General features: G+C 41.1%; 26 protein-coding genes. 16 read left to right on the plus strand and 10 right to left on the minus strand.

Annotated features, from left to right (window positions below; translation table 11 throughout):
• The first annotated feature begins 14 nt into the window (after positions 1–14).
• On the plus strand, positions 15–431 hold the full coding sequence (locus MST18_RS00715) for a hypothetical protein (RefSeq protein ID WP_180039768.1): 417 nt from the start codon (positions 15–17) through the stop codon (positions 429–431).
• Positions 432–443: 12 nt separating this feature from the next.
• Positions 444–2,099: a DUF2235 domain-containing protein gene (locus MST18_RS00720; protein ID WP_180039766.1), complete on the plus strand. Its 1,656-nt coding sequence runs from the start codon at positions 444–446 to the stop codon at positions 2,097–2,099.
• Between the two features lie 49 nt (positions 2,100–2,148).
• Here MST18_RS00720 and MST18_RS00725 read toward each other — a convergent pair whose 3' ends face one another.
• Positions 2,149–3,069, minus strand: coding sequence for a Dyp-type peroxidase (locus MST18_RS00725; RefSeq protein WP_180133294.1), 921 nt, complete (start codon positions 3,067–3,069; stop codon positions 2,149–2,151).
• A 159-nt stretch (positions 3,070–3,228) separates the two neighbouring features.
• On the opposite strand from MST18_RS00725, the gene MST18_RS00730 reads away from it, so the two are divergent.
• Entirely contained in the window at positions 3,229–3,849 is a 621-nt protein-coding gene (locus MST18_RS00730) for a LysE family transporter (protein WP_180039762.1), read from the plus strand.
• Positions 3,850–3,958: 109 nt separating this feature from the next.
• On the opposite strand, the gene znuB is transcribed toward MST18_RS00730, so the two are convergent.
• From znuB to MST18_RS00745, 3 genes are read right to left on the minus strand one after another with little or no spacing between them, the layout of a single operon-like run.
• Positions 3,959–4,759 carry a zinc ABC transporter permease subunit ZnuB gene (gene znuB, locus MST18_RS00735; protein ID WP_078194028.1) on the minus strand — a complete coding sequence of 267 codons (801 nt, stop codon included), beginning with the start codon at positions 4,757–4,759 and terminating at the stop codon, positions 3,959–3,961.
• A gap of 3 nt (positions 4,760–4,762) precedes the next feature.
• Positions 4,763–5,524 (minus strand): zinc ABC transporter ATP-binding protein ZnuC, encoded by a 762-nt coding sequence (gene znuC, locus MST18_RS00740; RefSeq protein ID WP_373686668.1) that lies wholly within the window; start codon positions 5,522–5,524, stop codon positions 4,763–4,765.
• 2 nt (positions 5,525–5,526) lie between these two features.
• Positions 5,527–6,024 carry a transcriptional repressor gene (locus MST18_RS00745; RefSeq protein WP_078191481.1) on the minus strand — a complete coding sequence of 166 codons (498 nt, stop codon included), beginning with the start codon at positions 6,022–6,024 and terminating at the stop codon, positions 5,527–5,529.
• A gap of 139 nt (positions 6,025–6,163) precedes the next feature.
• Here MST18_RS00745 and MST18_RS00750 point away from each other — a divergent pair, with 139 nt between their 5' ends.
• From MST18_RS00750 to MST18_RS00805, 12 genes are all read left to right on the plus strand, one after another.
• A complete protein-coding gene (locus MST18_RS00750) occupies positions 6,164–7,003 on the plus strand; it encodes a metal ABC transporter solute-binding protein, Zn/Mn family (protein ID WP_180079245.1) in 840 nt (279 codons plus the stop codon).
• A gap of 170 nt (positions 7,004–7,173) precedes the next feature.
• On the plus strand, positions 7,174–7,572 hold the full coding sequence (locus MST18_RS00755) for an ATP synthase subunit I (RefSeq protein ID WP_078194025.1): 399 nt from the start codon (positions 7,174–7,176) through the stop codon (positions 7,570–7,572).
• Positions 7,573–7,674: 102 nt separating this feature from the next.
• Positions 7,675–8,550 carry a F0F1 ATP synthase subunit A gene (gene atpB / locus MST18_RS00760; protein ID WP_078194024.1) on the plus strand — a complete coding sequence of 292 codons (876 nt, stop codon included), beginning with the start codon at positions 7,675–7,677 and terminating at the stop codon, positions 8,548–8,550.
• A gap of 84 nt (positions 8,551–8,634) precedes the next feature.
• The gene (gene atpE, locus MST18_RS00765; RefSeq protein WP_000424060.1) at positions 8,635–8,880 is read left to right on the plus strand and encodes a F0F1 ATP synthase subunit C; all 246 of its coding nucleotides are present in this window, start codon (positions 8,635–8,637) and stop codon (positions 8,878–8,880) included.
• Positions 8,881–8,918: 38 nt separating this feature from the next.
• Entirely contained in the window at positions 8,919–9,389 is a 471-nt protein-coding gene (locus MST18_RS00770; protein ID WP_078191477.1) for a F0F1 ATP synthase subunit B, read from the plus strand.
• Between the two features lie 12 nt (positions 9,390–9,401).
• Positions 9,402–9,938, plus strand: coding sequence for a F0F1 ATP synthase subunit delta (locus tag MST18_RS00775; protein ID WP_078191476.1), 537 nt, complete (start codon positions 9,402–9,404; stop codon positions 9,936–9,938).
• A 42-nt stretch (positions 9,939–9,980) separates the two neighbouring features.
• On the plus strand, positions 9,981–11,525 hold the full coding sequence (gene atpA / locus MST18_RS00780) for a F0F1 ATP synthase subunit alpha (RefSeq protein WP_078194023.1): 1,545 nt from the start codon (positions 9,981–9,983) through the stop codon (positions 11,523–11,525).
• 88 nt (positions 11,526–11,613) lie between these two features.
• Positions 11,614–12,483: a F0F1 ATP synthase subunit gamma gene (gene atpG / locus MST18_RS00785; RefSeq protein ID WP_078191474.1), complete on the plus strand. Its 870-nt coding sequence runs from the start codon at positions 11,614–11,616 to the stop codon at positions 12,481–12,483.
• A gap of 29 nt (positions 12,484–12,512) precedes the next feature.
• Complete coding sequence (atpD, locus tag MST18_RS00790; RefSeq protein WP_078191473.1) at positions 12,513–13,907, plus strand: F0F1 ATP synthase subunit beta; 1,395 nt, start codon at positions 12,513–12,515, stop codon at positions 13,905–13,907.
• A 26-nt stretch (positions 13,908–13,933) separates the two neighbouring features.
• The gene (locus MST18_RS00795) at positions 13,934–14,353 is read left to right on the plus strand and encodes a F0F1 ATP synthase subunit epsilon (protein WP_078194022.1); all 420 of its coding nucleotides are present in this window, start codon (positions 13,934–13,936) and stop codon (positions 14,351–14,353) included.
• Between the two features lie 130 nt (positions 14,354–14,483).
• Positions 14,484–14,963, plus strand: coding sequence for a DUF2846 domain-containing protein (locus MST18_RS00800; RefSeq protein ID WP_180079248.1), 480 nt, complete (start codon positions 14,484–14,486; stop codon positions 14,961–14,963).
• A 141-nt stretch (positions 14,964–15,104) separates the two neighbouring features.
• Entirely contained in the window at positions 15,105–15,410 is a 306-nt protein-coding gene (locus tag MST18_RS00805) for a hypothetical protein (protein WP_180133293.1), read from the plus strand.
• Between the two features lie 6 nt (positions 15,411–15,416).
• Here the strand turns inward: MST18_RS00805 and MST18_RS00810 are convergent, their stop codons facing one another.
• Complete coding sequence (locus tag MST18_RS00810) at positions 15,417–15,860, minus strand: AAA family ATPase (protein WP_180133292.1); 444 nt, start codon at positions 15,858–15,860, stop codon at positions 15,417–15,419.
• A 105-nt stretch (positions 15,861–15,965) separates the two neighbouring features.
• Between MST18_RS00810 and MST18_RS00815 the strand changes: the two genes are divergently transcribed.
• Positions 15,966–16,433: a hypothetical protein gene (locus MST18_RS00815; protein WP_180105979.1), complete on the plus strand. Its 468-nt coding sequence runs from the start codon at positions 15,966–15,968 to the stop codon at positions 16,431–16,433.
• A 7-nt stretch (positions 16,434–16,440) separates the two neighbouring features.
• Here MST18_RS00815 and MST18_RS00820 read toward each other — a convergent pair whose 3' ends face one another.
• The 5 genes from MST18_RS00820 to MST18_RS00840 form a co-directional block, all read right to left on the minus strand.
• The gene (locus MST18_RS00820) at positions 16,441–17,454 is read right to left on the minus strand and encodes a pirin family protein (protein ID WP_180133291.1); all 1,014 of its coding nucleotides are present in this window, start codon (positions 17,452–17,454) and stop codon (positions 16,441–16,443) included.
• Positions 17,455–17,611: 157 nt separating this feature from the next.
• Positions 17,612–18,235: a hypothetical protein gene (locus tag MST18_RS00825; protein ID WP_180133290.1), complete on the minus strand. Its 624-nt coding sequence runs from the start codon at positions 18,233–18,235 to the stop codon at positions 17,612–17,614.
• 146 nt (positions 18,236–18,381) lie between these two features.
• Positions 18,382–18,744, minus strand: a complete 363-nt coding sequence (locus MST18_RS00830) for an RcnB family protein (protein ID WP_257250150.1) — start codon at positions 18,742–18,744, stop codon at positions 18,382–18,384.
• 188 nt (positions 18,745–18,932) lie between these two features.
• Positions 18,933–19,478, minus strand: a complete 546-nt coding sequence (locus MST18_RS00835; protein ID WP_078194016.1) for a glutathione peroxidase — start codon at positions 19,476–19,478, stop codon at positions 18,933–18,935.
• Between the two features lie 144 nt (positions 19,479–19,622).
• The gene (locus tag MST18_RS00840; RefSeq protein ID WP_180133289.1) at positions 19,623–20,381 is read right to left on the minus strand and encodes a helix-turn-helix transcriptional regulator; all 759 of its coding nucleotides are present in this window, start codon (positions 20,379–20,381) and stop codon (positions 19,623–19,625) included.
• Positions 20,382–20,389 lie beyond the last annotated feature (8 nt).

Raw genomic sequence — 20,389 nt, forward strand, 5'->3', positions numbered from 1 at the left:
TTTAGGAGAGAATAGTGAATATTTTTAAAATAATAATTTTACCTGTTAGTTTGGCTTTAAGCACTATAGGGTGTGCTGGAGTAAAGACTTCTTATATGATGGCCACTACTTCATTTAATTATAGTCCTCATTATTCCGATTATATGTTGAAAGTAAATGGAGAGGAAATAGGAGGAGGGTTTGGTAAGGCAATTTCTACAAATAAAATTCATGTTGGTAAACAAGAAATAGTATGGGGTGAGACTAATAGTGAAAATATCCACTTTTCTAAAAATGAAATTTTTCTTAATAAAGCTGAATTAAGGAATAAAAAATATCTTGCTGCTCATATTTACCCAGATGATACTGTTGAAATAATTACATCTAATAATTTACCAGTACCGACAGAAAAAGGCTTGAAATGGTTAAATAAACTAAAAAATAATAATTAAGCGAGATTTAAAATGTCTGAAATAAATCGTGTAATTGAAACAAATAGTGATGTTCCAAATAATGAACCTACTGCTAAACAAGATTGTAGCGATGTAGTACATATTTCAGTTTTCTTCGACGGGACTGGAAATAACAAGGACAAGGACAGTGATAAAAAGAAATGGTCTAATCCAGCACGACTATGGCGAAATGCTCGTACATTCATTGATAGTCAAAAGGGAGATTGCTCGAATTATGCGATTTATGCTTCTGGTGTTGGTACTCGTTTTAACGCCGACTTAAATTTTTTTCAACGTGCTATTTCGGTACTTCAAGATCATTTGGGTTTAGGTGCAGGTTTAGGGTTAGGTGGGGCTAGGCGTTTAGATTATAGCGAAGAGCAGTTAAACGATGCACTTAAGCAAGTCATGATTTTTAATGCACAGAAAGCTGAGATTGATGTTAGTAAATATGTTAATGAGAAAAAAGATTATAGTTTTGCTGAAATAGCTAAAAGTTTGGATGAGCATCGTTTAATAAAAAAAATTAATATTTCCACCTTTGGATTTTCTCGAGGAGCTGCTTTAGCAAGGGCATTTACAAATCAGTTTATGTGGCAGTGCGAATCCAGTTGTGATGGTTTAACCTATGGAACAGGTAAATATCCCATTGAGTTTAAATTTATGGGTATATTCGATACTGTTGCATCTTTTGGTTTGCCTGCAGCAAATTTAAACAATAATATTACATTTAAAGGCCGTGATATGGTAATTGATGAGCGCGTAAAAATGTGTGTTCATCATGTGGCTGGTAATGAATTGCGTTTTGCATTTCCTGTTGATTTAATACATAAAAAAAATGGTGAAATATCTAACTCTAATTGGAAAGAGTTGGTATACCCAGGTATGCATTCTGATGTGGGTGGTGGCTATACGCCAGGTAGCCAAAATGTAAATGATAACTTTGCTAGAATTCCGTTAAAAGACATGCTTCAAGAGGCAACAAATGCTGGTGTAAGAATGCTGAGTTATGAGGAGTTAGAGAAAGATCATAGCCAACTTTTTGAACAGCAATTTGAAATTAAAGAAGAAACGCAAAGATTATATAATGCAGTAAAAGATAAAATATCTAATGCTGGAAGTATTGAAGAGCAGATTATTTCATTTATGAAAGTTTATTACAGTGCTTATGGCACCTTATCTAGAAATAATGTGGATTCAGTTAGTGAAAATGCGAGAAAAGGCATAGGTAATAAAGTAAAAGATACTTTGATGTTTTGGAGTCCTCGAGACATGGCTACAGAAATGGACCGGTTGCAGGCATTAAGAAATGGTGCTGGAATATTTAAGGTGACCTCACCCGTATCTGAAAGTTATGAATATCTAATTAATATGGAAAACTGGATTTTAGAGAGTTGGAATGAACCTGCTCATGAAGATGTAACAAAATTTTATTCTGACTTTGTGCATGATTCTAAATATGGTTTTTTATTCAATGCTGAACCATTTAGTTATTTTAGACAAAGAACTGTATATGAATCACGTAGAAGTGATCAAGGTAAAGAAATAGATAAAAAGCTTAGTGAAGAAAAAGCCGTTTGTGAAATTAATGCTGATGATATTCCTCAAGAGGAATTTATTGATTCATATGAATCTGCTGTTGCTAGTAATTATGAAATAGCGTCATGAATGTATAAACATATAATAAATGAAGCCGACTCTCGTCGGCTTTATTTATTTAACCTTCTAAAACTTCTTCCAACAGCTCTTCACTTGGTGCAAAGTAATACGCTCCGTCCATTGGCGTAACAAAGTGAAGTAAGCGGTCGTGAATACCGTCACCGCTCGTACCGAACATGCGAACCAGCATGCTGTCGATAATGCTGAGATCTTTGGTATAAGCAATAAAGAACAAACCTTGGTCACCGCGGCCATCGCCATAAGGCAATGAATGACGCAAAATTGCTAGTTCTTCACCCTCACCATCTTCAACAACGGTACGTGATATATGTGAGTTTTCAGGTTGTTCGTCTTCATCCAACTCAATCGATTCAAGTTTGGTACGCCCAATGACATGTTCCTGAGCATCTACCTTTAACTTTTTCCACTTATCTAAATTGTGTGCATAACGCTGTGCAAACACAAAAGAACCATCAGCAAAAATACCCGCATCTTCTGCTAATAATGCTGTTTCAGCACGGTCATCTGGAAATTGAGGGTTTTCAGTACCATCAATAAAGCCAGTTAAGTCACGGCCATCGAAATTACGGAAGCAAACACGCTCATCTAAAACCTCAACTTTATCTTGAATGCCATCAAAGAAAGCTTGGCTTAAAGCAAAGCAAATATCTGTACGCTGTGCCGCAATGTGAATCAGCACATCTGCTGGCACTACAGGCATGTTAAATGAACCTTGAATTGGATCAAGTTGTTTAAAGCCTGCTGGAGATTGAATATAAAGTTGTGCCCAAAGTTCAGGTCCAAAAGCTACAGCTGTTTTAATCTGTGCATTAGGATGTTGGGTAATCAGACGATCACGAGTATTAAATAAGTCTTCAAGTTGTTCTTTTAATTCGCTAATCGTTAAATCTTTTAAACGTAAAACAATAAAACGAGCATGATCTGAGGGTAATGGCAAAATTACAGATTGAGCAGACATTCATGGCTCCTAAAAATTATAATTTCTGAGTGGCTGTGTATATTGTGCCTTAAGCAGCGCTGAGAGTGTAGCCTTCATTTGGCCTTTTAGCTTGCATTATTGTCATGAAAATAGAGTAAATGTCATATAATACAGACCCATTTCAAACTTGAGCTAATGATGTCCTATCAAATCTGGATTGCATATATGTTGGCATGTTGGGTGATTAGTGTTTCCCCTGGTGCAGGTGCAATTGCGTCTATGTCGAGTGGTTTGAATTATGGGTTTAAGCATGGGTATTGGAATGCCATCGGCCTGCAATTGGCACTTTTGGTTCAGATTGCCATTGTTGCAGCTGGGGCAGGGGTCTTATTTGCGACGACACCATGGGCTTTTCTGATCGTGAAATGGTTTGGAGTGGGATATTTATTGTATCTGGCTTATTTACAGTGGACAGCGCCAACTGAGTCAATTGAAATCCAACAAGATTTACCAAATAAATCACGTTTAAAATTAGTTGTACATGGCTTTTTGGTCAATATGAGCAACCCTAAAGCGATTGTATTTTTGTTGGCGGTTTTGCCGCAGTTTTTAGATTTATCCAAACCCCAATGGATTCAATATGTCATCATGGCTGCAACAATGATTAGCATTGATCTGATTGTCATGGCGGGGTATACCGGTCTCGCTGCAAAAGTACTGCGATTATTAAAATCACCCAAACAACAAAAATATTTGAATCGTACCTTTGCAGTTCTATTTGCTTGTGCGGCGAGTTTATTGAGTTTGGTGCATCAATAAATCCAGTGAGATGATTCTGAGCATCGTATTTGACGTGCAAAAAAAAGCCATGCAACTGCATGGCTTTTTTATTTTGATATGTGGCGAATTGAGCAATGAACGTTGCTACTTAAGCCACTTTCTTAAATTTTTGCATAATAAAAATCAGGGCAAAGAGCAGCGCCATGGTTAATACAATAGTCAGTCCTGTAGAGGTGTTTAAACCAGCACTTGACCATAACCCCACGGTCACACCGACTTGGGCAATGATGAAAGACCACAGCACCATTTGTTTCGGGGAATTTGCCAATAAACGAGCGGTTAATGCAGGAATCACTAACAATGCACCCATCAGCAATGAGCCGACAGCACGTAAAGCCAATACGGTAAATAATGCCAGTAATAACATGAAAATCAGACGTTGCCATTTAGCGCTGACACCTTCACTGACCGCAATATCGGGGTCAATGGCAATCTGAATCTGCGATTGCCAACTTTTATACAGCACGGTCAGTGCCACAATGATTACCATTGCAAAGACAGGCAAATCTGACCAAGAAATGGTGAGTAAATCACCAAATAAATAGCTGAGTAATTCAGGTTTTAAGCTGGGCAAACGTTGTATGAAGAGTAAGCCAGAGCACAGGAGTGTTGCTGAACATAGCGCGAGCAAGGCGTCATTGGGCAAGCGAGGGTCGTGTAACACCCATAAGATTGCAACCAATAAGAGCGCAATCAATGTAACGCCTGTCCAAAGCGGTAAACTCATCGCACCGGCAATGGCGACACCGAGTAAAGTGCCATGTGCCATGGTGTCCGCAAAAAATGACATGCGACGCCATAACATTAAACAGCCAAGCGGCGCAGTCAGGAACACCAGCAAAGTGCCCATGATCCATGCTGGCAAAAGGAGTTGTAGCCATTCCATCATGGATTATGCTTCCGGTTCAGGGTGAATATGGGGACGAGAGTCATGCTGGCAAGGCGTTGCACTATCGCCATGCGCACAGTGATCGTGATGGTGTTGATAGAACACACGATTTGTTCCAAAGATCGCTTGATATTCAGGATGTTGCTGTACATTTTCAGGCAAGCCACTGCAACAAATATGTTTGTTCAGGCAAACCACACGGTGCGTGCCTTGCATGACCCACTGTAAATCATGAGAAACCATCAAAACTGCACAGCCATATTTTTCTGGCAAGCTACGCACGTAGTCATACAGTTCCGCTTCAGACTGGATATCTAGACCTTGCATAGGTTCATCTAGAACCAATATATTCGGTTGACGTAATAAAGCCCGTGCAATCAGAACGCGTTGACGTTCGCCGCCCGACAATTGCTGAACTTTAGATTGTTGTAACTTGGCAATGCCTGTATCACGAATAATTTCTTGCTTAATGCTGGCATCACATTTTTCTAAGGCCAATAAATCACACACACGTAGCGGTAAGCTGTGTGATGGATTAAATTTTTGTGGCACATATGAGAATTTTAATTTTTGTGTGCTGATCACTTTGCCAGATACAGGTTTTACAATACCCAACAACACTTTGATTAGCGTGGATTTGCCTGCACCATTGGGACCAATCAATGTGACAATTTCTTTTTCGTGTAAGGCGAAATCTACATTTTTTAAAATGTCACGTTCATCGATTCGGACATGAACATGCTCTAAAGCCACAATGGGCTTCATATTTAGTGTTTGCTGCGGCACTGCTGACAGATCCCTGAAATTTCAATAATACTGTGATGTGCAGTAAAGCCATCGGATGCAGACAATTCATCGAGTTGCGCCATCAAGCCTTGAGCAGATGCTTCTTTGACTATTTTACAGTCTGTGCAAATCAGAAATGCTGCTTGATGTCCTTCGCGCGGATGGCAACACGGGATGTACGCATTAATCGAAGTCAGACGGTGAATCAAACCTTTTTCAAGCAGAAAATCCAGCGTACGGTACACTGTCGGCGGCGCTGCAGGTCGGTCAGACTCACTTTTGATTTTAGCCAAAAGGTCATAAGCGCCCATTGGTCCTGTTGCATTTAAGATCAGTTCTAATACTTCTTTACGCAAGGGCGTAAGCCGAGCACCCGTCGCACTACAGAGACTCTCAGCTTCAGCAAGGCGCTGTTCGACATTATGATGATCGTGTACACCATGCAAAGCATTATGATGTTCGTGTGAACATGCGCTCATAGCCAACCTCGAGTACGAAAGTGTATAAAGAAAAAGACTTTAAATCTTAACATGAAGCGTAAGGACTTACGAACAGACGTAGGTTTTTTTACGATTTTGTTATATTATAACACTATTCATTTTATGGTGCTCTCTCCCCATGTCCCGTGTAATTCTTTTTTGTAGTTTGGCTTTATTTAGTGTGATGAGCTGGGCGCAAGGCCTCGTTGTTTCTACACAACCGATTTATCTAATCGCAAAGGATGTACTCAAGGGTGTAGAGCAGCCAAAACTATTGCTTGACCATCAATCTGGACATGATGTGAGTTTGACGCCTGCGCACCGTAAAACCGTGCAAGATGCCAATCTCGTTTTATGGCTAGGCCAAGCGCATGAAGCGCCATTGGCAAAAATGTTGGGTGAAAGTGGTAAAAGTATCGCTATTTTAGACTCAGGCATTATCAGTGCGTTGCCTTTGCGGGATGTTCGTGGCAATGCATTAAAAGGCACAATCGATACACATGTCTGGCTTGAACCAAACAATGCGGTTCGAATCGGCTTTTTTATTGCTGCTTTACGTTCACAACAGTTTCCAGAACATCGTGAAAAATATTGGGCTAATGCGCGTGCATTTGCGCAGAAACTCTTGATCACAGCCCAAAAAACAGATGTGTCGAGCCGTGCTCAGCCTTACTGGTCTTACCACGATGCCTATCAATATCTTGAGCGCTCACTGAATTTGAAATTTACCGGTGCGTTGACCGATGATCCACATGTCGCACCGACATTGGCACAAATCAAATACCTGAAAGACCATCGCGCGCAGCCAAAAATATGCTTACTTGCAGAAGCACATGCCAGCCAAAATCAGTATCAAAAGCTCGGTGGCATCGTCTTTCAGCCGGTGGACGAAACCATGAGTGGGGCAGGGGATTTTGTAACAGCATGGAAGATGTTGGCTGATAAAACCCTTAAGTGCACACTAAATGCGCGAAAGTAATGTAAAAAACAAACAACTATTGATTAGTTTGAAAGCAGTTTACCAATTTAAAAAAACACGACTAAGGTCGGGAAAAGATTGCAAGTTAAGGGGTGTAACTCTATAATGCCTGCGATTAAAAATAATCATCAGTTAAACTTGTCAAGCAGAATTGCTGTGAGTGAACAAAAATGAGTCGAACTAGTCGCATGATTGATCGACGATTAGCGAAAGCTTTAGTCATCTTACAAGCAGTAATGATTCCTGTTTCAGCCCTGATTGGTTGGGTCCTTAAAGACACAATCACAGCATATAGTGCAGCTTTGGGTGCGTTGGTATGCTGGCTAGCAAGTAGCTACTTTTCATGGCAGTCGTTTCGTGCGGCTGGTGCCCGCGCCTCTAAACAGGTGCTGTCAAACATGTATCGTGGCTTAATGGGCAAGTTTGCAATCGTGATTGTTGGATTCATTTTGATTTTGATCAATGTCAAACCGTTGTCAGCGGTGGCATTGTTTTGTGGTTTTATGCTCGTACAAAGTATGTCGTGGGTCGCTCCTTTTTGGGCAACACGCTTAAAAAAACGAGTATAAGCACAACAGAAAATTGAAAAGTTTTTTGGAGAGTAACGAGATATCAGGCAGCACGCGATATTCGTTTTCTCTATTAGTTTTGACATTGACCAGGTGTGATTTATGGCTGCTGAAGAACATGCCCTTACTTCGACCGAGTACATTCAGCATCACTTGACTAACATGACCTATGGCAAAATGCCAGATGGTACTTGGAAGTTAGCTGAGACTGCTAAAGAAGCTCAAGAGATGGGGTTCACTGCTATTCACTTGGATTCAATGGGTTGGTCTATCGGCCTTGGTATTGTTTTCTGTTTGTTGTTCTGGGTTGTGGCGAAAGCTGCAAACTCTGGTGTTCCGACCAAGTTCCAGTCTGCAATCGAAATGATTATCGAGTTCGTTGACTCAAGTGTCCGTGACACTTTCCATGGCAAATCGCGCTTAATCGCGCCGTTAGCGTTGACCATCTTCGTGTGGATTTTCCTCATGAACTTGATGGACTTGATCCCTGTTGACTGGATTCCTTATACAGCTCAATTGATCGGTGCTAACGTGTTTGGTATGGATCCTCACCACGTTTACTTCAAAATCGTTCCATCTACTGATCCTAACATTACCCTTGGTATGGCATTGTCAGTATTTGCGTTAACTATTTTCTATAGTATCCGTGAGAAAGGTCTTGTCGGATTCGGTGCAGAATTTGCACTTAACCCATTTAACCCAAGTAACCCAGTTTTAAAAGCATTACTTATTCCAGTAAACATTATTCTTGAATTAGTAACTTTTATTGCACGTCCAATCTCATTGGCTCTACGACTGTTCGGTAACATGTATGCGGGTGAGTTGATCTTCATCTTGATCGCATTATTGCCGTTCTGGATCCAGTGGGCGTTGTCTGTGCCTTGGGCGATCTTCCATATTCTTGTTATTACGTTACAAGCATTCATTTTCATGATGTTGACTATCGTATATATGAGTATGGCTAGCGAAAAGCATTAATGGTATTGCTCAACTGTCAAAGGGTGGTTGGGCACACAATTTTTTAACTTAATTTGGTATAAACCTAACCTCTGAGGAATTATCATGGAACTCACTTTAGGTCTAGTTGCAATTGCATCTGCTATCTTGATCGCTTTTGGTGCTTTAGGTACTGCGATTGGCTTTGGTCTTCTAGGCGGCCGTTTCTTAGAAGCTGTTGCTCGTCAACCAGAATTGGCTCCACAACTTCAAACTCGTATGTTCTTAATCGCAGGTCTTCTTGATGCTGTGCCTATGATCGGTGTTGGTATTGGCTTGTTCTTCATCTTCGCTAATCCATTTGTAGGTTAATCAGCTTAATTCCTAAATTAAACTATTGAGGAATAGCAATGAATATCAACCTCACATTGATTGGCCAAGCGATTGCTTTTGCGATTTTTGTCGCATTCTGCATGAAATTTGTTTGGCCACCACTAATCAATGCGATTAGTGAGCGTCAGCGTAAAATCGCTGATGGCTTAAACGCTGCTGAAAAAGCGAAAGCTGACCTTGCGGATGCGCAAGCACAAGTGAAAGCTGAATTAGATGCGGCTAAAGCACAAGCGGCTCAATTGATCGAACAAGCGAACCGTCGTGGTGCGCAATTGGTAGAAGAAGCGCGTACTCAAGCTGCGGCTGAAGGTGAGCGTATTCGTCAACAAGCTAAAGAAGCTGTTGATACTGAAATCAATGCTGCTCGCGAAGAATTACGTCAACAAGTTGCTGCTCTTGCAGTTACTGGCGCAGAAAAAATTCTGAACCAGCAAGTTGACGCAGAAGCTCACAATGCCATGCTGACTCAGCTGGCTGCTAAACTTTAAGAGAGGCGGATTATGGCTGAACTCTTGACGTTGGCACGCCCATACGCTAAAGCAGCATTTGCTTACGCTTCTGAGCAAAATGCAACTGACGCTTGGTCAAATGCATTAAACTTGCTCAGTGCTGCGGTGCAAGACGAAGCATTTTCAGCTTATCTAAATCGCCCTGAGCTTACTCCTGCTGAGCAGGTAAGTGTTTTCGCAAAAGTTTTAGGTGAAGACCAGACTGCAGCAGTGTCAAACTTTTTGACATTGCTTGCTGATAATGACCGTCTGGCACTTCTTCCTGAAATTTCAGAAGAATACGAACAGCTCAAATCACAGAATAACAATACTGTGGATGTAGTGATTGAATCTGCATTCCCATTGACTTCTGTACAAGAACAATTACTTGCGCATGCATTAGAGAAAAAATTCGAAGCTGCCGTAAATGTTTCAGTAGAAGTTAACCCAGCGTTAATCGCGGGTGTAGTTATTCGTGCAGGCGACCAAGTGATAGATGATTCTGCGCTTAACAAGCTTGAAAAAATGCGGACTCGTCTTCTTGCTTAACAGCTTGAAGACTGAACTTTAAAAAGATTGAGGTATAGCGCAATGCAACAACTGAATCCATCCGAGATCAGTGCGCTCATTAAACAGCGTATCGGCGATCTGGACACCAGCGCGACCGCTAAGAACGAAGGGACCATTGTTATGGTTTCCGACGGTATTGTGCGCATTCACGGCCTTGCTGATGCAATGTACGGTGAAATGATCGAATTCGACGGCGGCTTATTTGGTATGGCACTGAACCTAGAACAGGATTCAGTGGGTGCCGTTGTCTTAGGTAACTACTTAAGCCTTCAAGAAGGTCAAAAAGCTCGTTGCACAGGTCGTGTATTAGAAGTTCCGGTTGGTCCAGAACTTTTAGGCCGTGTAGTAGATGCTTTGGGTAACCCAATTGATGGTAAAGGCCCTATTGACGCAAAACTTACTGATGCTGTTGAAAAAGTAGCACCAGGCGTAATTTGGCGTCAATCAGTGGATCAACCTGTACAAACTGGTTATAAATCAGTAGATACAATGATCCCTGTTGGTCGTGGTCAACGTGAGTTGATCATCGGTGACCGTCAAACTGGTAAAACAGCTATGGCGATCGATGCGATCATCGCTCAGAAAAACTCTGGCATTAAATGTATCTACGTAGCAATTGGTCAAAAACAATCGACTATCGCTAACGTTGTGCGCAAGCTAGAAGAAACTGGCGCTATGGCGTACACAACTGTTGTAGCAGCTGCTGCAGCTGATCCTGCAGCGATGCAGTATCTTGCTCCGTATGCTGGTTGTACAATGGGTGAGTACTTCCGTGACCGCGGTGAAGACGCGCTTATCATTTATGATGACTTGTCTAAACAAGCTGTTGCTTACCGTCAAATTTCATTGCTTCTACGTCGTCCACCAGGTCGTGAAGCATATCCTGGTGACGTATTCTATCTACACTCACGTTTACTTGAACGTGCTTCACGTGTATCTGCTGACTACGTTGAGAAATTCACTAACGGTGAAGTTAAAGGCCAAACTGGTTCATTAACTGCATTACCGATTATTGAAACTCAAGCCGGTGACGTATCTGCATTCGTACCTACAAACGTAATTTCGATTACTGACGGTCAGATCTTCTTAGAAACATCATTATTCAACGCAGGTATTCGTCCTGCTGTGAACGCGGGTATCTCTGTATCACGTGTTGGTGGTTCTGCTCAGACTAAGATCATCAAAAAATTGTCAGGTGGTATCCGTACCGCTCTTGCGCAATACCGTGAATTAGCTGCGTTTGCTCAGTTCGCTTCTGACCTTGACGAAGCAACTCGTAAACAGCTTGAACATGGTCAACGTGTAACTGAGCTTATGAAGCAAAAACAATATGCTCCATACTCAATTGCTGACCAAGCTGTTTCAATTTATGCATCTAACGAAGGCTATATGGCTGACGTAGAAGTGAAGAAAATCGTTGCATTTGATGCTGCGTTGATCTCTTACTTCCGTTCAGAACATGCTGCGTTAATGCAAAAAATTGACGAGACTGGTGCTTACGATAAAGAAATCGAAGCAGCAATCAAAGCAGGTATTGAAAGCTTTAAAGCGACTCAAACTTACTAAGATTCAACAATGTTGAATCTGGTTCTGGTTTGGTTCACGGATCAACCTTCGAAAGCTCGAAAGGGCTTTCGAATACTAGGTTAAGCGTATGGCAAATTTAAAAGAAATTCGCGCCAAAGTAGCTAGTATCAAAAGCACGCAGAAAATTACTCGCGCGATGCAGATGGTAGCAGCTTCTAAGATGCGTCGTGCGCAAGAGCGCATGGCTCAAGGCCGTCCGTATGCCGAAAATATGCACCGTGTAATTGCTCATTTGGTACAAGCGAACCCTGAATACAAACACCGTTATATGGTTGAACGTCCTGTAAAGCGCGTTGGCTATATCATTGTTTCTTCAGATCGCGGCCTTGCTGGTGGTTTGAACATTAACTTGTTCAAAAAAGTGGTCAAACACGTACAACAGCAACAAGAGCAGTCAATTGAAGTTCAATTTGCTTTAATTGGTCAAAAAGCGGTTTCGTTTTTTAAAAACTACGGCGGTAAAGTTCTTGGTGCAACTACAAACGTAGGTGATGCTCCGAGTCTTGAACAGTTAACTGGTTCTGTACAGGTGATGTTAGACGCGTTTGATAAAGGCGAGTTAGATCGTATTTATCTAGTGTCAAACGGCTTTGTCAACGCCATGACTCAAAACCAAAAAATCGAACAGCTTGTTCCTTTAGCAGCTGCTGAGGAAAGCGAAGGCCTAAATCGTCAATACGGTTGGGACTATATCTATGAACCAGAAGCTGAAGAGCTTCTAAATGGTTTATTGGTTCGTTACATTGAGTCTATGGTTTATCAAGGTGTGATTGAAAACATCGCATGTGAACAGTCTGCTCGTATGGTTGCAATGAAAGCTGCAACTGATAACGCGGGTGAATTGATCAAGAGCCTACAACTTATTTATAACAAGCTGCGTCAAGCCGCGATTACTCAGGAAATCTCTGAGATCGTTGGTGGTGCCGCTGCCGTTTAACATTATTAGTTTGAATTGAGGAGACAGCAATGAGTAGCGGTCGTATCATTCAGATCATCGGCGCGGTTATCGACGTCGAGTTTGAACGTAACAGCGTTCCTAAGATCTATGACGCTCTCCATGTTGATGGTACTGAAACTACATTAGAAGTTCAGCAGCAACTTGGTGATGGCGTAGTTCGTACTATTGCAATGGGTTCTACTGAAGGCCTGAAGCGTGGTCTTACTGTAACTAACACTGGCGCGCCTATCTCTGTACCTGTAGGTACTGCATGTTTAGGTCGTATCATGGACGTTCTTGGTCGCCCTATCGACGAAGCTGGTCCTGTTGGTACTGAAGCTCGTTTACCAATTCACCGTCAAGCGCCTTCTTATGCAGAACAAGCGGCTTCTACTGACCTTTTAGAAACTGGTATTAAAGTCATTGACTTACTTTGCCCGTTCGCTAAAGGTGGTAAAGTTGGTCTGTTCGGTGGTGCCGGTGTTGGTAAAACTGTAAACATGATGGAGTTGATCAACAACATCGCGAAAGCTCACTCAGGTTTATCTGTGTTTGCTGGTGTTGGTGAACGTACTCGTGAAGGTAATGACTTCTATCACGAAATGAAAGACTCAAACGTTCTAGACAAAGTAGCAATGGTCTACGGTCAGATGAATGAGCCACCAGGTAACCGTTTACGTGTAGCGTTGACTGGTTTGACTATGGCTGAGTACTTCCGTGACGAAAAAGACGAAAACGGTAAAGGCCGTGACGTTCTATTGTTCGTCGACAACATCTATCGTTATACACTAGCGGGTACTGAAGTATCAGCACTTCTAGGTCGTATGCCATCTGCAGTAGGTTACCAACCGACTCTTGCAGAAGAAATGGGTGTTCTTCAAGAACGTATTACGTCTACTAAGTCTGGTTCTATTACGTCAATCCAAGCGGTATACGTACCTGCCGATGACTTAACAGATCCATCGCCTGCGACTACCTTCGCTCACTTGGACGCGACTGTTGTATTGAGCCGTGACATCGCATCTTCTGGTATTTACCCAGCGATCGATCCACTTGACTCTACTTCACGTCAGTTAGATCCACTTGTAGTGGGTACTGAGCATTACGAAATCGCTCGTTCAGTTCAAAACGTTCTTCAACGTTACAAAGAATTGAAAGACATTATCGCAATTCTTGGTATGGACGAATTGGCAGAAGAAGACAAACTTACTGTATACCGTGCACGTAAGATCCAACGTTTCTTCTCTCAACCGTTCCACGTAGCTGAAGTGTTTACTGGTGCTCCTGGTAAACTTGTACCGCTTAAAGAAACAATTCGTGGCTTTAAAGGTCTTCTAGCTGGTGAATACGACCACATTCCAGAACAAGCGTTCTACATGGTTGGTGGTATTGACGAAGTTATTGCTAAAGCTGAGAAACTTTAATTAGTTCCCTAATTTAGGAGATTCTCATGGCGACTATGCAATGTGACGTTGTAAGTGTTAAAGAGTCTTTGTACTCTGGCGCTGTAACTATGCTAATTGCTAAAGGTGCTGGTGGTGAGTTAGGTATTATGCCTGGCCATGCGCCACTAGTAACTTTGCTTAAGCCGGGCGCAATCCGCGTTCTGCTTGAAAATGGTACAGAAGAATTAATCTATGTATCAGGTGGTGTACTAGAAGTTCAACCGCACGTTGTTACTGTACTTGCAGATACTGCAGTACGTGCTGACAACCTTGATGAAGCAGCAATTATTGAAGCTCGTAAACAAGCTGAACAATTGTTAGCAAATCAAAAGAGCGACTTGGACTCAGCTGCTGCTTTGGCTGCTCTTGCAGAAACTGCTGCTCAGTTGGAAACCATCCGCAAAATCAAAAACCGCGCTCAATAAGACGCAGTTTGAGATTGAAAGAGCCACCCGAGAGGGTGGTTTTTTTATGGCTGAATAATAAATAAATTTGATTATATTTTGATTAATTGTTATTTTTCATATGCTTAAAAATATATCAATGGAATTAATGATGTCTAATAAAATCTTTTGTACATTACTATTATCTTTGGGATTTGTTGGGTGTGCATCCGTACCTAAAGCAGATCAAAATGCTTCAACAGCAGTAAAACAATTTAATGCCCCACAAGAAGGCAATGCAGGAATTTATGTATATCGTTCAGCTTCTGTGAAAGGCGCTGCCTTAAAGAAAGATGTATGGGTAGATGGGGAATGTTTAGGTGAAACCTCTCGTGGAGTATTTTTTTATAAAGAAGTAATGGGTAATCAAAAACATACAATATCGACTGAATCAGAATTTTCACCTAACCATTTGGATATTGAAACTGAAGCAGGTAAACAATATTTTGTTCAGCAATTTATTAAAATGGGCGCATTTGTAGGTGGGGCAAATTTAAAACTGGTTGATGAGCAAACAGGAAAAAAGGCCATTAGCGAATATGCATTTGCACAAGGCGGTAATTGCAGCAAAGCCACCATCGCATTGAAATAAAGGTTCATATGTAGATAAGAAGCTACTCGAAAGGGTAGTTTTTTATCCCTAAATTATTTGAAATTGATCAATCTAAAGTTGAATATATTTTATTCAATACAATCTTTATAGTGATTAAATTCAATCAGCTAGCATTGCACTATGAACCTTATTGCCTATGAGCCGCATTTTTGGGAACTTTATCAAGACTTTGATCAATATTATTTGAGCATTGCGGTTGATCTCAGTTCTGTAGTGTCATGTTGGGATGTTGAACTCACCCATGAAGAAGTTCAACAATATGAACACCGTGGGCGTATGAGTATTCAAGAGTTGGCTAAATCGATAGTTGCTGCTGCTTATAAAGGTGATTTTGCTTCATTAGAAAGTCGTTTAGTGAAACCATATGAACGTCAGGCCATGCAATCAGCTTTTAAAAAATGGCAAGATAGCCAAAAAGCAGGTTAATGCTCGTTATTCATACATGGGTAAAATTGAAAATTCGCCGTGACTGATAATTTTAATTTTAAAAATTTGATCAAAGCCTTCATCCCGTGACGGAACTTGAAGCTTGCGATAAGTCGCACACACGCCAACTTCTGGAATATGGGCTTTGCCTTCACGAAAACTGTTGCGCTTTAAGGTACTGTCCAAATCTGTTTCAAAATAATAAGCAATGACTTCAAACCCTGCATCTACTGCGCGTTTTATATAGCGAGCACGAGCTTCCCGATCTGGATTTGTATTATCAATCACCATTTTTGTTTTGGATGCCAAACCTGCTTCAAAGATCATATTTTCCCGATGTCGGGTTTTCAACATATCCAAATTAATACGTAAATGGCTATGATATAAATTCAACATGTAAAAGGTTGATTTGCCAGAGGCTTGAACGCCTGTAAAAATAATCAGCTGCATAGTATTTGCAATGAAAGCACGGAATGAATAGTAGAGTATTAAATCAGCAACCCAGTTTTGCTACAATCTCTGCAAAATAAATAAGAACAAGTTGCAAAGGTCCGTATGCACAAATTTTTCAACAGTTTATCGCTGTGTCTTTGTTATAGTTTGCTCGTTGCATGTCAAAGCCAATACGTCACGACACCCAATCTTCCCACTGAAGCTGCACTTGTCGCTGAATCGGTTGATAATGGCATCAGTACGGAGCTTAAAATCCCATATATGACCGCCTTTCGAAATCTGCGACAAGCCTATAATCACTGTGTTGCGTTTACCGCGAACAATCGCTACGTCTATACCGATAATCGTTTAGAAGAGCATTTGGAGCAGGGGACATTGATGGCACGAACTGAGCATGGGGCGTATTTGCATAAAATGTTGGTCGAAAGTTTAGATCCGCAGACGACACGTATTACCTTATTTTTACCGAAGCAATATAGCTTTGCCCAAGCACGTTTTAAACAAGATGTTCAGCGCGCACTTGGACAAGATAAAAACTGTAATACCTTTGAATTTGCTCAATCCAACTAATTGAACTTTAAGACGCTTGTGAGCTTTCCTGCTCTGGGTGTTCTACACGTTTACCGCCTTCATAACTGGCAAATCGAGCCTGATCACGTTTGAAGACCGGTGCGGGTGTTGGCCAAGGCCAATCTCCAAAATGGGTTTCACGATAGCGTTTAAAAGCCGCATCGAGTTCTTCCGTGGTATTGAGCACAAATGGACCGCGCATCGCCACGGGTTCATTAATCGGTTCACCTTCTAACCACAGAATCCGTGCTTCTAATCCACCTGCTTTGAGATGGACGTCGGCATCTGATTGGAGTTCAATCAAATGCTTCATCTGAATGGTTTGACCTTCTATTTCTAATGTATTGCCTTGATAGAAATAAGCAAAACGGTTGGAGCTACTTGTTGTTGCGGGAATCACCAACTCTGCACCTGCTTGCATGGTGATTAAATAAATGTTGACCTTATTTTCTGCGGCAGCCGCCCATGAGTGTGGCGGTCGGGAAATAGCATCAGTGGATTTAAACTGCCCTGAAATCACGCGAATATCCGATTTTTTTCCTTCACTATCCGTTTCAAAGACGTGAGGAATCTCTTCACGCCAAAACATTTTATAGTCGGCATCATGGGTTTTCTGTTCAGCTGATGAATTAAACCAAATTTGGAAAAGTTCAAAAGGATTGGCTTTATCTTCATGCAGTAGGGGGAACATTTCACAGTGTTCAACGCCATTGCCTGTAGACAGCCATTGCACATCACCTGCAGCATAGCGTCCGCCATTGCCTAATGAGTCAAAGTGATCGACATAGCCTTGTTCAACCAAGGTAATGGTTTCAAAGCCAGTGTGTGGATGCTCTGGGAAACCTGGAACCACATCGCCATAGTACATATTGAATTCATCTTTCTCTGCGGCTGTTTTTGGCCCCATGTCTGCATTTGCAGCAGGAAAATGATCGATATGATGAGCTGTAAATAAGAAAGGATCTTTTAAATCTAAACGAAAGGTAATGGGTGTAATGTTATAAATCACAGCGTTTGACATAACTGTTCCATCATTGGCTTTATTATTCAGCATTAATCTAAAAGGAAAAACAGTCGTGTTCTATAGCGGAACTGTAAGAAAAAAGCGTTAGCTCAAGGTCTAACGCTTTTTTGATTTACAACAGGTTGAATGCAATGGAAATGCTAGATTTAGCTATTTATTCAGTTTCAGTGGGTGCATTAGATGAGCTTTTAGCTGCTTGGTCTTGGATCAACATACCTGCCAATTTCAGCATTTCCGCTTGAATATTTCCCATTTGATTTTGGATTTTCTGAAAATCAACTTTGCTTAAATCGACTTGTCCATTGAGAAAAGGTGAGGCCAATACTTGCTGATTCGCTGCCTGTAGATTGCTGCGAATATCATTAATCTCAGTGCTTTTTAGATTTAAATCATTCAAAGCTTGATTGAAACCTTTGAGCTGCTGTTGCAGCTGGGTTGCCGCTTTTTGCAATTGGAGATGATCTTGGTTGCTGACTGCGGTTTCTAAATCGACCTGCGTTTGTTTGAGTTGTTCAACATAAGTGCCCGCTTTAAGTTGCATATCCGCAACATCGCGAACGATATAAAACATATTGCCACTTTTTAATTGGCTTTGATCGGTCGCCTGACTTTGTGTCGCGGATTGATTTTCACTTGTTGGTGCAGTTGCAGGATGATCATTTTCTGCAGCGATTTCTTGTTCCTGTTGCGGTGCTGTAGCAGGTTCACAACCAATCAGCACCAAAACACCACTAAAAATGGCAAAAGGGAGAAGAGCATTCTGCACGAGCTTTTTCATTCAATGATCACACTATAAATTAATTCTATACTTTAAATATAGGGGTAGAATATGGATTAAAAATAGATTGTTGCAAAGCAATAACAAAATAATCGCTTGAGCAAAAAAAAGAGGGCATTTGCCTTCTTTTGATATTTTATAATGTGTTAACCCGCAATGATTTTAATCATGGCATGGCTGACAGCATTCATTAAAATGTAGTCACTATTCACTTTAATCCATTGTTGGTTTTTGCCTGATTTAGACAATTTTTTATATTTGTTGAGGTCACCTTTGTAGCGATGACCACGGTATTCAGAAGATACTTTTCGTCCAGAACGCCAGGTATGTGATGGATTTACCACTTTTTTCTTGTTCTGGCTTTGGTTTTTACCCCGTGTGTATTGTTTAGTGTGCTGTTGGGTTTTCGCCTTTTGAGTATTTTGCCGTGCATCTATTGTTAGCGCAGATACACGTGCTGTCAAAAAATAGATAAAACGATAGCTTTCATTAATGTATTTTAAGTTCACCTGTTTACTGCTGGATGTGAATTGATAAGACTCATCATAATGAGTATTTACAGGGAAGCTTTGAACAATGTGTAAATTATCAATATATGGTAATTAATAGCTATTATTGTGATAATTTAAAATGATCAATCTCAGTTAAAATCATAATAATCTTAACTGAGATATTGAGATATTGAGATATTGTCGAATTATTTGGCTAACTCAGCGTTGATGGCATCGACAATACGTGCATCATCTGCCTTGATGTCGGGTGCAAATCGAGCCACAACTTCGCCTTGTTTATTCACGAGGAATTTTTCAAAGTTCCAGAGCACTTCAGGCTTTGGATTTGGTGTTAAACCGTATTCAACTAAATCATCCCACCATGGGCCTTCACCAATGCGTTCAGGAATGGCTTGGGTTAAGGTTTGATAAAGTGGGTGTTTATCCGCGCCTGCCACAGAAATTTTTGCAAAAAGTGGGAAATCAACCTTGTAGTTGATCGAGCAAAATTCTTGAATTTCAGCTTCAGAACCAGGTTCTTGTTCTAAAAAGTTATTGGCAGGAAAACCTAAGACTTCAAAACCTTGTGATTTCTTCTCTGTATAAAGTTTTTCTAGGCCTTCATATTGCGGTGTTAGCCCACATTTAGAGGCTACATTGACCAATAATAAAACCTTGCCTTGGTATTGATTGAGTGTGATGTCATCACCTTGGATGGTTTTTACTGGGATATCGTAAACTGAAGCTGACATATTCGTTCCTAATTAAAGTTGTGCCTTTCATCCTTGTTTTAAAGGGAAATCTGGTGAACAGCAAGCTTTTATCGATAGGCTTTTCGCATAATTTTTGTAGTAGTTTGCAGAATTCGAGCTGATGCTTGGTTTATTGCTTTGTATTTAACTTGAGGCACGATGTTGGTTCGGGGTTTTTCCTGTATAGCGTTTAAAAAACTCAATAAAGCTTGAACTGTGTTGATAGCCCAATTCATAGCTGAGAGCTTTAATAGACTGACCAGCACGGAGTTGTTGAATGGCATAAATAATTTTTGCACGGTTTCGCCATTCAGAAAGGCTCATTTGCAGTTCGTTCTGACTCAGCCGCAATAACTGACGCTCACTCAAACCGACATTGGATAAGCATCGTTGTAGGCTCAAACTAAAATGATCTACATCTGCAAGCTGCGCCAAGATCGGCTTTAACACCGCATCATGGCTTTGCGGTAAATAATGTTGATGTTTGGGCGCAGTTTTTAACTGGTCGAATAAGACCTGTAGCAGGTGTCGATAGGGTGGTGTGGTATGTTGCTCTGTAGGAAAGGCCAAAATTTCTTGCACCAATAAACGAAAGAAAGGCTGGATGCTAAATACTTCCGTCTGCTTGGGAAAATCTATGCAGAGATCTGGTGCCAGTCGGATTGCCACATAATGAATAGGTTGCTCATCAATTGCGACTGAGCAATGTTCTGTATGTGGAGGAATCCACACCCCATAACTGGCAGGTGAGAGATGGTGTTGCCCTTGTATCTCATATTCGAAAATACCATCGAGACAAAAATTAAAATCACCCCAAAGACAACTGTGCGGGTAGACCGTATCTAATGCTGTGTAGTGTGCTTCAAAAAGTTCGATCTGTTGTTCAATTGGTGGTGATGTCATATAAGCCT

The sequence above is a fragment of the Acinetobacter sp. YH12068_T genome (assembly GCF_024606005.1).
Lineage (GTDB): Bacteria > Pseudomonadota > Gammaproteobacteria > Pseudomonadales > Moraxellaceae > Acinetobacter > Acinetobacter amyesii.

Coding starts and splice junctions, on each gene's coding strand:
- MST18_RS00720 (WP_180039766.1), top strand. CDS start 444: ATGTCTGAAATAAATCGTGTAATTGAAACAAATAGTGATGTTCCAAAT.
- MST18_RS00725 (WP_180133294.1), bottom strand. CDS start 3,069: ATGTCTGCTCAATCTGTAATTTTGCCATTACCCTCAGATCATGCTCGT.
- MST18_RS00730 (WP_180039762.1), top strand. CDS start 3,229: ATGTCCTATCAAATCTGGATTGCATATATGTTGGCATGTTGGGTGATT.
- znuB (WP_078194028.1), bottom strand. CDS start 4,759: ATGATGGAATGGCTACAACTCCTTTTGCCAGCATGGATCATGGGCACT.
- znuC (WP_373686668.1), bottom strand. CDS start 5,524: ATGAAGCCCATTGTGGCTTTAGAGCATGTTCATGTCCGAATCGATGAA.
- MST18_RS00745 (WP_078191481.1), bottom strand. CDS start 6,024: ATGAGCGCATGTTCACACGAACATCATAATGCTTTGCATGGTGTACAC.
- MST18_RS00750 (WP_180079245.1), top strand. CDS start 6,164: ATGTCCCGTGTAATTCTTTTTTGTAGTTTGGCTTTATTTAGTGTGATG.
- MST18_RS00755 (WP_078194025.1), top strand. CDS start 7,174: ATGAGTCGAACTAGTCGCATGATTGATCGACGATTAGCGAAAGCTTTA.
- atpB (WP_078194024.1), top strand. CDS start 7,675: ATGGCTGCTGAAGAACATGCCCTTACTTCGACCGAGTACATTCAGCAT.
- atpE (WP_000424060.1), top strand. CDS start 8,635: ATGGAACTCACTTTAGGTCTAGTTGCAATTGCATCTGCTATCTTGATC.
- MST18_RS00770 (WP_078191477.1), top strand. CDS start 8,919: ATGAATATCAACCTCACATTGATTGGCCAAGCGATTGCTTTTGCGATT.
- MST18_RS00775 (WP_078191476.1), top strand. CDS start 9,402: ATGGCTGAACTCTTGACGTTGGCACGCCCATACGCTAAAGCAGCATTT.
- atpA (WP_078194023.1), top strand. CDS start 9,981: ATGCAACAACTGAATCCATCCGAGATCAGTGCGCTCATTAAACAGCGT.
- atpG (WP_078191474.1), top strand. CDS start 11,614: ATGGCAAATTTAAAAGAAATTCGCGCCAAAGTAGCTAGTATCAAAAGC.
- atpD (WP_078191473.1), top strand. CDS start 12,513: ATGAGTAGCGGTCGTATCATTCAGATCATCGGCGCGGTTATCGACGTC.
- MST18_RS00795 (WP_078194022.1), top strand. CDS start 13,934: ATGGCGACTATGCAATGTGACGTTGTAAGTGTTAAAGAGTCTTTGTAC.
- MST18_RS00800 (WP_180079248.1), top strand. CDS start 14,484: ATGTCTAATAAAATCTTTTGTACATTACTATTATCTTTGGGATTTGTT.
- MST18_RS00805 (WP_180133293.1), top strand. CDS start 15,105: ATGAACCTTATTGCCTATGAGCCGCATTTTTGGGAACTTTATCAAGAC.
- MST18_RS00810 (WP_180133292.1), bottom strand. CDS start 15,860: ATGCAGCTGATTATTTTTACAGGCGTTCAAGCCTCTGGCAAATCAACC.
- MST18_RS00815 (WP_180105979.1), top strand. CDS start 15,966: ATGCACAAATTTTTCAACAGTTTATCGCTGTGTCTTTGTTATAGTTTG.
- MST18_RS00820 (WP_180133291.1), bottom strand. CDS start 17,454: ATGTCAAACGCTGTGATTTATAACATTACACCCATTACCTTTCGTTTA.
- MST18_RS00825 (WP_180133290.1), bottom strand. CDS start 18,235: ATGAAAAAGCTCGTGCAGAATGCTCTTCTCCCTTTTGCCATTTTTAGT.
- MST18_RS00835 (WP_078194016.1), bottom strand. CDS start 19,478: ATGTCAGCTTCAGTTTACGATATCCCAGTAAAAACCATCCAAGGTGAT.
- MST18_RS00840 (WP_180133289.1), bottom strand. CDS start 20,381: ATGACATCACCACCAATTGAACAACAGATCGAACTTTTTGAAGCACAC.